Annotated in this window: 11 protein-coding genes; 2 read left to right on the top strand and 9 right to left on the bottom strand. The window is 48.2% G+C overall.

Going from position 1 to position 13,947, the window contains the following annotated elements:
- Positions 1-209 precede the first annotated feature (209 nt).
- Together hxlA and hxlB are read left to right on the top strand one after the other, a co-directional pair.
- On the top strand, positions 210-845 hold the full coding sequence (hxlA, locus tag KSP24_RS04530) for a 3-hexulose-6-phosphate synthase (RefSeq protein ID WP_013312540.1): 636 nt from the start codon (positions 210-212) through the stop codon (positions 843-845).
- A 4-nt stretch (positions 846-849) separates the two neighbouring features.
- Positions 850-1,407 (top strand): 6-phospho-3-hexuloisomerase, encoded by a 558-nt coding sequence (gene hxlB / locus KSP24_RS04525; RefSeq protein ID WP_064962743.1) that lies wholly within the window; start codon positions 850-852, stop codon positions 1,405-1,407.
- Positions 1,408-1,541: 134 nt separating this feature from the next.
- Here the strand turns inward: hxlB and KSP24_RS04520 are convergent, their stop codons facing one another.
- From KSP24_RS04520 to KSP24_RS04480, 9 genes are all read right to left on the bottom strand, one after another.
- Positions 1,542-3,209, bottom strand: a complete 1,668-nt coding sequence (locus KSP24_RS04520; RefSeq protein WP_216974573.1) for a glycoside hydrolase family 43 protein — start codon at positions 3,207-3,209, stop codon at positions 1,542-1,544.
- A gap of 48 nt (positions 3,210-3,257) precedes the next feature.
- Complete coding sequence (locus KSP24_RS04515; RefSeq protein ID WP_216974572.1) at positions 3,258-5,381, bottom strand: endo-1,4-beta-xylanase; 2,124 nt, start codon at positions 5,379-5,381, stop codon at positions 3,258-3,260.
- Positions 5,382-5,485: 104 nt separating this feature from the next.
- Complete coding sequence (locus KSP24_RS04510) at positions 5,486-6,409, bottom strand: carbohydrate ABC transporter permease (RefSeq protein ID WP_013373661.1); 924 nt, start codon at positions 6,407-6,409, stop codon at positions 5,486-5,488.
- Positions 6,410-6,799: 390 nt separating this feature from the next.
- A complete protein-coding gene (locus KSP24_RS04505) occupies positions 6,800-7,780 on the bottom strand; it encodes an ABC transporter permease (RefSeq protein WP_090737753.1) in 981 nt (326 codons plus the stop codon).
- A gap of 14 nt (positions 7,781-7,794) precedes the next feature.
- Positions 7,795-9,462, bottom strand: coding sequence for an ABC transporter substrate-binding protein (locus KSP24_RS04500; protein WP_216974571.1), 1,668 nt, complete (start codon positions 9,460-9,462; stop codon positions 7,795-7,797).
- A 164-nt stretch (positions 9,463-9,626) separates the two neighbouring features.
- Positions 9,627-11,393: a sensor histidine kinase gene (locus KSP24_RS04495; protein WP_025676667.1), complete on the bottom strand. Its 1,767-nt coding sequence runs from the start codon at positions 11,391-11,393 to the stop codon at positions 9,627-9,629.
- Complete coding sequence (locus KSP24_RS04490; protein WP_216974570.1) at positions 11,390-13,021, bottom strand: response regulator; 1,632 nt, start codon at positions 13,019-13,021, stop codon at positions 11,390-11,392. The genes KSP24_RS04495 and KSP24_RS04490 overlap by 4 nt, the downstream gene beginning before the upstream one ends.
- Before the next feature lie 45 nt (positions 13,022-13,066).
- A complete protein-coding gene (locus KSP24_RS04485; protein ID WP_013373670.1) occupies positions 13,067-13,222 on the bottom strand; it encodes a hypothetical protein in 156 nt (51 codons plus the stop codon).
- Between the two features lie 180 nt (positions 13,223-13,402).
- On the bottom strand, positions 13,403-13,744 hold the full coding sequence (locus KSP24_RS04480; protein WP_013373671.1) for a cupin domain-containing protein: 342 nt from the start codon (positions 13,742-13,744) through the stop codon (positions 13,403-13,405).
- Positions 13,745-13,947 lie beyond the last annotated feature (203 nt).

Raw genomic sequence — 13,947 nt, 5'->3', positions numbered from 1 at the left:
GAAGACAAAATATTGGCTCTCATATGGGTGGTTTTCATGGTCTATAGTATCGTCAGGGTAACTACGTTACGAATTAGTGCGTACTTTTCAACCGAATACCGGGGCCTTACAATCAAACCTGTGCATGAAAACAAAGTATAAGTACGACTCAACAAAGCATGTACCTATTCACCAAAATACAAATTCACTTAAGGAGTGAAGTTAATAACATGGAACTTCAATTGGCTTTAGACTTGGTAGATATCCCGCAAGGTATCGCACTGGTAAAAGAAGTAGAATCGTATATTGATATCGTAGAAATCGGTACGCCGATTGTCATCAATGAAGGACTTCATGCTGTAAAAGCAATGAAAGAAGCATTTCCCAATCTAAAAGTACTGGCTGACCTGAAAGTTATGGACGCAGGGGGCTATGAAGTGCTAAAAGCTTCCGAGGCTGGTGCAGATATCGTGACGATTTTGGCTGTAGCTGAAGATGCAACGATCAAAGGTGCTGTAGAAGAAGCTAAGAAACAAGGCGGAAAAAAAATCCTGGTGGACATGATCGGTGTTAAAAACCTGGAGCAACGTGCGAAAGAAATCGACGCTTTAGGCGTTGACTACATCTGTGTGCATACAGGCTACGATCTGCAAGCGGAAGGTCAAAGTCCGTTCGAAGCACTGCAAACCGTCAAAAAAGTCGTAAAAAACTCCAAAACAGCCGTAGCTGGCGGCATCAAGCTGAGTACATTGGCTGAAGTGGTAAAAGCTCAACCGGATCTGGTTATCGTAGGCGGCGGTATCACTGGCGAAGACGACAAAAAGGCTGTAGCTTCGCAAATGCAGCAGCTCATCAAACAAGGTTAATCCAATGGAAACCTCTCAATATTTATCTGAGGTCATCAAGGAGCTGCAATTCGTTCCACAGCTAATCAGCGATACCGAATCAGAACAGTTGATCCACTCCATCGCTGCTGCGAATAAGGTATTCGTAGCAGGAGCGGGGCGCTCAGGGTTCATGATTCGCTCGCTGGCCATGCGGTTGATGCATATGGGGGTTCAAGCTTACGTAGTTGGGGAAACCGTAACCCCTGGCTTGAGCGAGGGAGATCTGCTGATTATCGGTTCAGGCTCTGGTGAAACCAAAAGCTTAGTCTCCATGGCAGACAAAGCGAAGAAACTCGGGGCCTCACTGGCGGTGCTTACCACTTCCCCCGAGTCTACCATCGGCAAACTGGCCGATATCATCGTCAAGCTGCCCGGCGCGCCCAAGGACCCTTCCAACAAGGATTACCAGACCATTCAGCCCATGGGCTCACTGTTTGAGCAAACTCTGCTGCTGTATGGCGATGCGTTGGTGCTCAGAACGATGAAGCTGCGCAAACTGACCTCCGAATCCATGTATGGTCAACACGCCAACTTGGAATAAAACTGCTTTTTCCTTTGCGATAACAAGGCAGGCTGCTTACATGTCCGAGCATGTAAGCAGCCTGCTTTTTTTTGTATTAAATGAGGTGATTCTCTTGTCTGCACAAGTTTGGATATTTATTCTTCAAGTTCGGCTTATAGGCCATCGTAGCAGAAATATTGAAAGTATGCGGGAGTCGCGGCAAAGGATGCTGCTTCCTTCACGGCCCCATTCGATGTAGCATACATGCCGACCAAAGCTCCAGTAAATCCGCCATTGCGTTCAGGTGAAACCACATAGGCCGGAATCCTGGCGAGTGATACCCAATTGCCGGGACGTGCTGCATAGGATAAGGCAAAATGATACGTATCGGATAGGATTCGAAGCTCCACACCTTCACCGCTTTGTATATCTGGAGCTGCCAACAGAGGCACGGAGGCCCATTCAGTTGATTTCCCCTGATCTGCGACCGAGACCACTACAGCAAGCAAATCGCCTTCGCCAGCCCGGCGAATACCCAGCGTAAAGTGACCGCGCTCATTAAGCCGTACTGCAAGGCCGGCTTCTTCATCTTTCTGCTGTGGTTGAAAATAAAGCCGACTGCGGACGGCGACCTGATGATGCCGCAGCCGGGTACCGAGGAAGACGCTCGGCGCCTCGTCCAGCAGCGTATGGCGATTGCCGGCGAGCATCAGCCAGCCGGGACGTGCCTCCAAGCTGATGCAGGCTTCGCACAGCCTGCGCGGAGCAGCCCAGCGGCAGTCCAGCCGCTGACCATCAAAGTCATCGCGCCAGCTATGACGCTTGGCAGACGCGAGCAGCGTAGAAGCAGGCGAGCAAGCCTGCTCCGCCAGACCGAACGGCTGACGGTCTACAGACATGTGCAATTGCACCATGCCTGCATTGTTGTCAGCCATAGGCCACCCGTCCGTTGTCCAGCGGACAGGTGCCAGAAAGGTTTCGCGTCCGAGCACGCTATACGACTGAGCAGCTGTTTCGGTCTGAAGCATGACCTCTATGCGATCATCCACAGGCCGGGCATCCACCACCGGACGGACGCCCAGGAAAAAAGCCCACCAGTCCCCCCGAGTGTCCTCAACCAGTTCGGCATGGCCTGTGTTCTGAATCGGATGCGCAGGGAGAGCGTTATGCGTGAGCATGGGCTCTTTCATCCGTTCAAACGGACCATACGGGCTATTGGCCCGATACACGAGCGTACGATGATCACGCCCCGTGCCGCCACAGGCGCACAGCAGGTAATAACGACTACCGATGTGATACAGATGCGGCCCTTCGGTCCATACGCCGCCATCTCCATGAGCAATAGCCACAGGCTCGGTCAATGCCTGGCCTGTAGCAATATCCAGTTCGTACTGAATAATATGCGACTCGGCATCTGCCCCGGATTGTACGGTAACATACACTTTCCCGTCGTCATCAAATAGCAGGGACGGATCTATATTTCCGTAAGGAATACGGATCGGATCAGACCAAGGTCCCACAGGGTTCACAGACGTAATATAAAAATTGCCTATCCCCATCACATCTGTCGTAATCAGGTAGAATACACCCTGATGATAGCGCAATGTGGGCGCATATATACCTTCTGAGCTCTTCCGTGTGGACAAATCAATTTGACTGCGCCGATTTAATGCATGCCCGATCTGCCGCCAATCGGTCAGGTTTCGGCTATGAAAAATCGGCAACCCCGGCATGTATTCAAATGAGCTTGTCGCCATGTAATAATCCTCTCCGACACGTACCACGCTCGGATCAGGATAAAATCCGGGGACAACCGGATTCGTATAGCGCAAGGTAGCCATAGCTTCAGCTCTCCTTTTGAACAGCTCTACTCCTCTGTCTCAAATCATTTATTCGTTACTCCCTGCTGGTAGCGGCGGCACTTTGGATGGATCCACCAGCGCCCAATATGCATATTTGGCCTTTAACCGTTCATCGAACAGCAGCGGCTTATCCAACCGGGCAATCGGGAACGTACTGAGCCACGTATTGCCATCATCTGTCCCCCAAATGGTCACATTGCTGATATGGTCCTGCTGTCGTGTAAACATATCGAACAGCGCCTGATAACGATGAGCCTGCCGAATCAGCATGGCTTCAGGGATCGTTTCGTAGCGATCCGTATCATTAGAGTAAAGGCCCATATCCAGCTCCGTGATCTGATTATCCAGCCCAAGTGAAGCAAACTTTTCGATGGATTGCTCAATTTCGGCTATGGTAGGAAACTCCAAGCGGATATGCGATTGGTGACCTACGCCGTCAATAGGTACGCCTTTGGCAAGCAAATCACGCACCAGATTGTACAGAAAATCGCGTTTCTTCGGTTCATGGGTATTGTAATCGTTAATGAACAATCGCGCGTTCGGCCCTGCCACCTCCCTCGTGACACGGAACGCTTTTTCAATATAATCGGTTCCTGTAATCTGATACCACTTGCTGCGGCGCATGCCGTCCGGCTGATCAGGATCAATGACCTCATTTACCACATCCCAATCGGTAATGACATTTTTATACCGGGCCGCAACGGCGCGAATATGCGTCTCCAGGCGGTCCAGCAAAAGCTTTTTATTCTCAGCAGTCGGCGTCATCGGCTGTCCATTTTTGTCCTTAAACATCCAATCTCCGGTCTGGTTATGCCACACTAAGGTATGGAAACGGATTTCCAATCCGTGCTGTCTGGAAAATTGCACAATTTGGTCTGCTTCCTCCCAATGAAACTGTCCCTCAGATGGTTGCAAGGAGACAGGCTTCATCGCATTCCCTGCAACGACGCTGTTAAAATGCTTCTGTACCAGTTCTCCGTAAGCCCCTTTGGTCTGGAAAGCCTCAATCGCTGTGCCGATGCTGAACTGTCCCTGATATAATCCATGCAAAGCAGGTATGTCCTTTTCAATCGCCAGCGGCGGCACCAGCGACAATTCGAAATCATCCATATAAAAGGAAGACGTCCCTTCTGGCGATTCCAGGTACATAGAAACGGTATCTGCATCATGTGCGAGCGTATACGTACCAGACAAATACACCCATCCCCCTGTCGTGACAGCCGTATTGCCTACAACCGTTTCATATGCACTTTGACCTTGGTAATCACGCTGTGCACTGAGCCTCACCTTAGCAGGTTGCTCACCCGGAGCCAGCTTCACCCAGGCACTGACCGTATATCGGTTGCCTTTTTGCATTATGGCAGTCACGTCCAGCTTGGGTCCGGCATATGCCTTTTGTCTGCCCGTTGTCAGCAGACTGTATGAGCCGGTCCGTGCATCGGCATTCGAGACCTGCACGGTCTCGTCTCCCAAGCGGGATACCCATCCTTGGGCTGTACCGTCTTCGAATCCGGATACGATCCCACTTGTAGGATTTGTTGGTGTTACTGAAACCTGCCTGATTTCCACCTCATCCACGTAGTAAGCCTGAGCAGAATTCGAGTTCTCCACATACAGCTTCAATGCATTCATCTCCCCGGTAAACGTATATCTCCCCTGGAGTTTGATCCACGATGTATCTGTTGTCTCCGTCTGAGCTAGGGTCTTCCATGCTGTAGTCCCGCCTGTCGGCTGCTGCTCCATCGTAAACTTAAGCACGCTTGGAATTGCAGCATTGCCGTCCAGTTTCACATATCCGCTAATTTCATACTCCACATCCGGCAGCAACAGTGGCTTCACATCTAACTCTGCTCCATTCCAAGCCGCCGTACGAGCGGTTGCCTTCAGACTGTGCGTACCGCCATATGCCACTTCCGTGACGGATGCAATTTGGGTATAAGCTCCCCGTGGCTTCCAGCCGTCACTGTTTCCTTGCTCAAATCCATACGCTCCAATGATCTTCCCTGCCGATAGCACCGTGTTCGAAACCGACGGAGAATGTTCCACAGATGGAGCTGCTTTCGCTACAGATATTCCCCACCATCCGATAGGCGATAACAACAGCACTCCAGCCAGCACCAGACAAAAAGGCGTATACCAACCTGACCGCAAAGCAATCCCTCCTGCACTCAAATTTTTGAATTCGTATTTGGCACCCATGGATTTCAGTTACTTGCGGATTAAAAGTGGCTCCTAGAATAAATGTAAAATATCTACTATCCTTTCACGCCTCCCAAGGTCATACCCTTCACAAAGTATTTTTGTAAAAACGGATAGACTAAAATAATAGGAACTGAGGCGACAATCGTCATCGTGGCACGAATAGAGGTAGGCGTAACCGCCTTCGCCAGATTTTCTGACCCTGAAAACTGGCTGGCATAATCCTGAGCGTTAACGGACGTATTGGAATTTTGCAAAATTTTCATCAGCTCATATTGGAGTGTGCTCCACTGCTCATACGACGAATTGTACAAAAATACATCGAACCATGAATTCCATTGCGAGACCGCCGTGAACAACGACACCGTTGCCAGCACCGGCACACACAGTGGCAAAACGATACGCATAAAAGTAGCAAACTCCCCAGCACCGTCAATACGCGCCGACTCCAAAATCCCCTCTGGCAAGCCCTCAATAAAGGAGCGAATGACTATGACATTAAACACCCCGATTAACCCCGGTACGATGTACACCCAAAAGGTTCCCAGCATCCCAAGCTCACGAATTAAGAGAAAATTGGGGATCAAACCACCGCTAAAATACATCGTCAAAATAAAGGCAATCGAAACAAATTTGCGCAGCACATATTCCGGCCGGCTGATCGTATACGCCACCATCGCGCAGCAAAACACCGAGGTCACTGTACCCGCGACCGTACGTAATACAGAAATCAACGTAGCATGGAAAATCGTCGCTTCCTTGAATACAAATTCATAATTACTCCACGTGAATTCACGCGGCCACAAATAAATCCCACCCCGAATGGAGTCATTCGCTTCATTTAATGAAACCGCCAACGTATTTAAAAATGGATACAGCGTGAACACCATTAGGCACAGCATAAACACAACATTGCACGCATCAAAAATCCGATCCGAGGGCGCCCGAAATCGCCCATGTACGGCCTTCCCTTTGCCCATGACTTCCTCTCCTTTCTAAAACATCGCCTAGCCCAGCACTTAAGGTCTTGATGAGGTCCGCGAAGCGGCCTGTTAAAAATCCACAGACTTGCACCTGTAGTATGCATAAGCACGCACTCCTGCTATCGCCTCGAATAGCCCATTCCCAAAGACATCCTCTAATGGCGATAGCGAAGCTGAGCCAACCATCATGACGCAGTTATTACAAGGAGGCGCGAGTCACGCGCCTTTCTTAAGCTCTTCCCTGCCACTACCCTCAGTTCTTAAAAAAAGTGACTTTACGGCGGGTAGTAGCGGAGCGGGCGGAATTGTTCTGAAGAAGCGGAGCGTTCAGAAGAACAATCTGCACGCGAAGCGACAACGAGCCCTCCCCAGAAACTCACTCTTTTTTTAGAACAACCTCTCCTCCCCTAACCGCTTCGCAATATAATTGGCGCTAAACAACAGTATGAAGCTAACCACCGTTTTGAACATTCCGGCAGCAATGGAAAGCGAAAAGTTCCCCATCTGGATACCATATTTCAGTACGAAAATATCCAAATTTTCCGAGTAATCCACGTTCATGCCGTTGCCCAGTAAATATTGAGGTTCAAAGCCTGATTCGAGCAGGTTGCCAATGTTCATAATGAGCAGGATGATAAATACAGGCTTTAATCCTGGTAATGTCACATGCCAAATCCGCTGAAACCGTCCTGCTCCGTCTATCTCGGCCGCTTCATACTGCGAGGGATCAATCATGGTCATCGCGGCCAAATAAATGATGGTATTCCAGCCGACATTTTTCCATACCTCCGACGCACCGAGAATACCCCAAAAGTAGCTTCCCTCACCTAACCACAGAATAGGTTCCTTAATCAGCCCAAGCCACATCAGCACCTCATTGATGATACCGCCGTCCGCAGACAGTGCAGTACTAATGATGCTGGCCGCGACCACCCAAGAAATAAAGTGTGGCAAATAGCTGATCGTCTGAACCACCCGTTTAAATACGAGCTGGCGAAGCTCATTCAGCAAAATCGCCAATGCTATAGCGGTGACAAAGCCCAGCACCAGGTTAATAAAGCTCATCGCCAGCGTATTGCGCATCACCCGCAGAAAGTGTTCATCCTGAAACAGAAAACGGAAATGCTTCAACCCGACCCAATGCTGGTCAAGCAGCTTGCGGGCAGGCTTAAAATCCTGGAAAGCAATCGTCCAGCCCCACAGAGGTAAATATTTAAATATAAACAGCCAGATTAAAAAAGGGACGGACATCCATACGAGTGCACGCTGCTGGTTCAGCTTGTGTATAAATCCCCTAAAGCCGGTTCGCCGTGAGGACGGCAAACGACCCGAGGAGGTCGTAACAGGTGGCGGTGACGTGTAGCTCATAGCTGCTTCCTCCTTTATTTTTTCCCGACCGTCTTGACTTTTTTGGCAACCTCCTTCGTGATCAGTTCCTCAAAAGCCTTCACATCCAGCTTGTTAAACTCGGTGGTGTATTCATTCCAAATGGCATCAAACTGTGCCGGTGCAGACAGCACCAAGCGCGGGAAATATTTGCGCTGCAGGTCTCCTTTTTTTTGCTGAAAGATCTGCGCTGGTGAGCCTTGGGCAACCTGAATGCTCCAGGCTGGGAACCATGGACGTTCGTCAGGTGCGGAAAACATCTGCGAGAAGGACTCTACACCGTTTGCTTTTAGCAGCTTTTTATCACCTTCGGTATACGACATACGCGCAACCTCAGGCTGCCGTCCGGGGCTAGCCGAGTTGCCGTCGGGCAAGGAAGAACCGTTACCGTATCGCGGCCAGCTGTATTCAAAATATTTGAACCCAAATGAGTCACGGAACGCATCCTCACCCGTCTTTTTAATTTGCTCCTTGGTCCGATAAAAGCGCCCATTTTTATCTACATCATAGGTTTCACCTTTGATCCCCCAGTTGGATAACACTTGGTTTTCGTCGGTCAGCAGATTGTTGAAAAATTTGATAATACGTACCGGGTCCTTGGCACTGACTGTAATTCCAATGCCTCGGTTATTAACAAATGACGACGGATCAAGATACTGATCCTTTATATTCCGGTCGTATACAACAGGCAGCCCTACATATTCCAGATCATCATTACCCGATCGCTTGGAAGCCTCCTGCAGGTTATTTAGAGCCTGCCCTGCCTGCCAGCGGTAATCGAAAAAGCCCAGCACCTTGCCCGAGGTCAGCTTCGCCAAATATTGATCGTAATTGTCCACAAAGGACGATTTATCGAACAGGCCCTCTGCGTTAAGCTGATTTAGCTCTTTCAGGTACCGTTTAGTGATGTCCTTATCTCCATAATCCGTCGCCTGGTGTGTTTTCATATCAATAATTGTGCCGCCATCGTTGGGATAGCCTGCCAGATGCATCGGCGCATTCGTAAGCGCATAAAACCTATCCTGCGTGGTTAGCGCCAAGTACCCGGTTAATCCCTCGTCTGCATGCTTTTTCGTATAGTTCCGAATCAGATCCAAGTACTCATCTAACGTTTTTATTTTTGGATATCCCGCCTCCTTCAACACTCTGCGCTGTATCCAAAAAGCTCCCTGCTCTATGTTAGGAGCAGACAAATAATCGCCGACCACCGCGCTAAACGGCAGGAAATAGATATTCCCATCCTCCGCTTTCATCAGGTTGTAGTAGGGTCCGTATACACGCTTGATATTTGGCCCATATTTGTCGATCAAATCATTCAGGGGAATAAAAGCCCCGGCATCCAGCAGTTTATCAATCGTCCCATCCGGTACAATTACGTCCGGGTAATCGTTGCTTGCAATAAACGTGCCAATCTTCGTATTCGAATCCCCTACCAAATGCTCCAGCTTCCAGTTCACGCCGGTCTGATCTTCCAAAACTTTTCCGATCCGCGTTTCATTGGTATTAATGTCTCTTCCCGCCGTGGCATTAAAATACGTGAACGTGACCTTCTCCTTGCTATCTCCCGACGCAGGCTCCTTATCCGAGCTCCCTGAGCAAGCAGTGATCATAGATGCCATCATAACCATTACCAGACTGATGATTCCGAACCTTTTGCTTGTCATGCCAGACCTTCCCCTTTCGGCCTCTTTTGTCGATTGTGTGTGAATATCATGCGCACGCCCCTTGAACAACGAGAATCCCGCGCACCCTAAATTGTAAGCACTTTCATTTTATAAAATGCCGTTCAGTTTGTTCACCTGTCAATCTAAAGGTGTTACTTAGGAAACTATAGGTCCCGATCCGCAGGAATCATTATGCGAATCTCCGTACCTTCGCCGGGTGCACTGCGAATGGCGAGCTCAAAGCGTTTCCCGTAGTAAAGTTTTAGACGATAGATGACATTTTGCAGACCTATACGCTCACCCATTTCTTCCTGCCTTTGCATGTAACCATATAAGCGCTGCACCTGTTCCACAGACATGCCAACCCCATCATCCCGAACCGTTAGAATCAGTCGTCCTTCCTCATGCTCAAAAAGAATCTCAATGCGTCCCCCATGCTTTAGCGGCTCAATGCCGTGGATACTTGCATTTTCAACCAGCGTCAGTACGACCATTTTGGGAATCAGATTGTCCAAGTCTTCAGAGCGCGCCTGTACATCGTACTGTATTCGCTCACCAAAGCGATATTGTTGGATTTCCAGAAAACAACGGATCAACTCCAACTCGTCCCGCAAAGTAACTCGATCCTTGTTCCACACCAGCGAATTGCGGAAAATCCGTGCCATGTTATGAATAATGCGGGCTGTCTCATCCTCATGCTTCATCAGGCTTCGCATGCGAATCGTCTCCAGCGCATTGAACAGAAAATGGGGGTTGATCTGGCTGTGAAGTGCATTCAGCTGGGCATGTCTACGCTGAATCTCCAGATTTTTTCGCTGAATATCGGCCATATAAACATCGTTAATCAGTCGTTTGATTCTCAGCGTCATCCGATTAAATTCACCTGTTAGCTGTCCGATTTCATCACTCGACTCCATACCTGGAATGAGTTCAAAATGCTGATTTTTCACCTTTTTCACATGTTTCAAAATGCGATGAAGCCGCACGTTCAGCGAACGTGTAATCCAAATAATGATCAAGGTGGGCAGCAGCATATTCACACAGGTTAACAAGAGCGCAAAATTGCGAGGTTCCTGCATTTCATACAGCACTTCATCCCTTGATACTGCGGCCACAATGCTCCAGCCGTTCAGATTATTCGTAAGCACATAACTAGTCTTGAACTCCATGGTGTTCTCGGGCAGCTTGAGGGTACTATAGGCCACGCTTTTATGGTTTATATCCACCTTGGGATCATTTGTGTATTCAATTTCTCCCCGTTCGTTAAGCAGGAAGAGACTCCCCTGTAAATTCAGGTTATTGAAAATCTCCCGAATGGACGACATTCGCAGCTCTATTTTTAGTATTTTTTCACGACCACTTGGGGAATAAAAGTAGTTCATCCGTCGAATCAGGCTGAAGGGGTGTGTCTGCTCGTCGGTACTGTCGTCGGTACGGACAAATATAGGCTTGGACTGGCGTCCAGGCGGGATTTGGGTATACCAGGGGAAGCTTTTGACCCTCTCATCTATAAAGCTGATTCCCCCGGAATTCAGCAGCGTTGAATTATCAGTGTAGATCGTAATTCCACCTACGGATTGGTACACAGGGCTGTACGTATTGTTTAAGATACGACGTAAATAAGAGTCATAAACAGCAATATAGTCAGCAGGGTGGGGATATGTTTCTTCCAACACCTCATTGAGTCGATAATCGGTATAAAAGATAGACGAGATTTCCATCGCATCTTCAAATTCCCGGTGAAATTCAATTTTAATTTGTTCCAGTGCGCGCGTAATATCCTGAATACGCTGTTCCTTCACATTTTGCGAGGTAACATGGTAAAAGATCAGATTGGTCAGCACTATAGGTGTAAAAACACAGAGGAAATAAAGCAGCAGCATTTTATCTCGCAGCCGTATATGATCCAGGATAGTTCTCAGCCTCTTCATTCGCCGGACCTCTCTGGCTCGTACCCAACACTCAGGCTATTGCGGTATTCACTTGGCGTGACGTGCGCCAGCTTTTCAAACTGAGTCACAAAATAGTCTGAACTGCCGAAGCCCACGCGCTCCGCAATTTCATATATACGCAGATCCGTCTGCCGTAGCAGGCGTTTCGCCTCCTGAATGCGTAATTTCAGCAGGAATTCGTTAAAGTACACCCCGTATGTTTTTCTGAACAATTGACCGAGGTATACCGGATTCATGTAAAAGCGGGCCGCAATACTTTTCAGACTTATATTCTCGTCAGCATGCTGCTCAATGTAAGCACGGATATGCTGGATTCCTCCCTGCTGACATTCCTTGCGCAGCATCCCAATATATTTTCCACTTTCCTCGGCAAAGGCTGTAAACAATCGCTGGAGTTCACCCAGCGACAGATTCATATCCTGCCAGTTGATCATCGGTTCCAGTGACTGAATTGAGCGCTCATTTCCCTGCATGTTTTGAATGACCCGCACGATACTAAGAACGCATTGATGCAGGTTCATTTTCATAGCCTCAGGGGCATAATGCTCTTCCCGAAAGCTGCTAAATAAATAATCTACGGTCGCACGCAGCTCTTCCAATTGGAGTTCCTCGACCTGCTCTGTCAAGCCATCCAGTACGTCCTGACGAATGGTCCTATAGTGGAGGGGTGGCATTTCCCCCGGCAGATAGACAACAATACCACTATGGTCATGAATGTATTTATGGAGCACTGCTTCTTTTGCACTGGCATAGGACTGCTGGATATCTCGCAACTGATTCACAGGACTTCCCGCATAAACGAACACCCGACTTCCCAACCGGTCTTTTAGTGACTCCATCCCCTCTATCTCCTGTTGTAGCGCTTTCATAAAAACTTCCACCTTGGCTTCAAAACACTCTAAAAAGAAGTCCGGTACGATAAGACCAATCCGGTTACGATGCTCATGGACATAGAGAGGGTACTTGCCGTCCATTAAACGATGAAGCGCTTGCTCTATAAGCTCCCTGAACTGGAAAAGTGATAGCATGACGCCATCGTCACCGGAGTGCCAAGGATGCTGATCGTTCAGCTCGACGAGTACATAGTACATATACGTGGCTTCTCCAAGCCGCAACTGTTGCTCCCAATGTGTCACCACTGCATCATCCACTGGGTTCATCATCATCGTCTCTAGCAGCCCGCCTATAAGGTGGTTCTGATATCGCTGCGCGTTCTGTTGTTCTCGGTGCAATCTTTCACTCAGCTTGCGCAGTGTAGCCGAAAAGTCCTCATCATCAACCGGCTTAAGTATAAAATCATGAACTCCATAGCGGAGTGCCTGCTGCGCATAAGCAAAATCACTGTAGCCGCTCATGATAATAAAAGCAGGATGTTGGGTACTCCGTTCGAGTACAGATCGAATCAGCTCTAATCCATCCAGCACAGGCATACGAATATCGGTAATGATCAGGTCTGGATGAAGACGACTGATTAGCTCCAGCGCATCCTCACCGTTATCAGCTTCACCCACGATTTCAAAGCCACAGATTTCCCAATCGACAAGTTGAATCAGCCCTTTGCGGGTGAAAATTTCATCATCCACTACAATGGCTCGATGCAGCTTCATAACCTGCTTCCTCCTTTCGATGAAACGTCATTTTATTGGGGTTAACTACTTCACGAGCCTTGCACGATATTCCAGCTGGAGAAAAATGGCCTTTAAAACGTATTGTGGCACTTCGGAAGCCATTTGTACAGACGGGATTTCATCATAAGGTCGCTCCAAAGCGTGAAAACTATTGCCCCCAGCTTCTTCCTCACTGAACACAACCGTGACCTACTGTGGCTTAGACATTCAGCGCTGTCACAGGTACAGTAATCCCGCTAGACAGCCGGTTTATAGCGTATTCCGGGGTGTGACTCTCCAATACAAAAGCCGCCTGGTCTAAATGACCAAGCGGCTTTTGTATGTTTGGACTGCAGCTCCTCTTCTTGCAATTTCTATACTTTATATATTTTGTGCATAGCTTTCACTTGGCGTTTTGGTCAACACCACATGCAGGCTGGAATTCGCTTCCGCACTACCACGATAGGAAAAGTGCTCATCTCCGGTAATATGGATCATATCCCCTTGGACAACTTCCGTTTCTTCACCATTTACAGTTACAGTACCGCTTCCTTCCAGAACAAGCAAATATACATTCGCTCCTGGATGATTATGTGTTGGTAGCTCAGCATTAGGGGTGAAGTTGAGAATAAAAATGACATTGTCGGCTTCCTTATGCACAATTCGTTTTGTAAATGCAGCTTCTTTATATTCCTGAAATTGAATGAGGTTTGATTTTTTCATGTAGATTCACTCTCCTGTTTGTAATTGGATTGGGCCTATATAGTCTTATTGTATTTGATTATTACGCTCGTCTTGTGATTGCGATCACAAACATAAATTTAAGTCATAAATACTTTGAAATATTCAAAAATTTGATTTCAATCATCTTTTTCATCATCACATCCAACTAAAATCGAATTGTATCAGACAAACCAAAAAAGCAG

It is taken from the genome of Paenibacillus sp. AK121 (genome assembly GCF_019042715.1).
GTDB classification, from domain to species: Bacteria; Bacillota; Bacilli; order Paenibacillales; family Paenibacillaceae; genus Paenibacillus; species Paenibacillus polymyxa_C.
The sequence above is the reverse complement of the archived record's forward strand: the minus strand, read 5'-3'. Positions and strand labels throughout refer to the sequence as shown.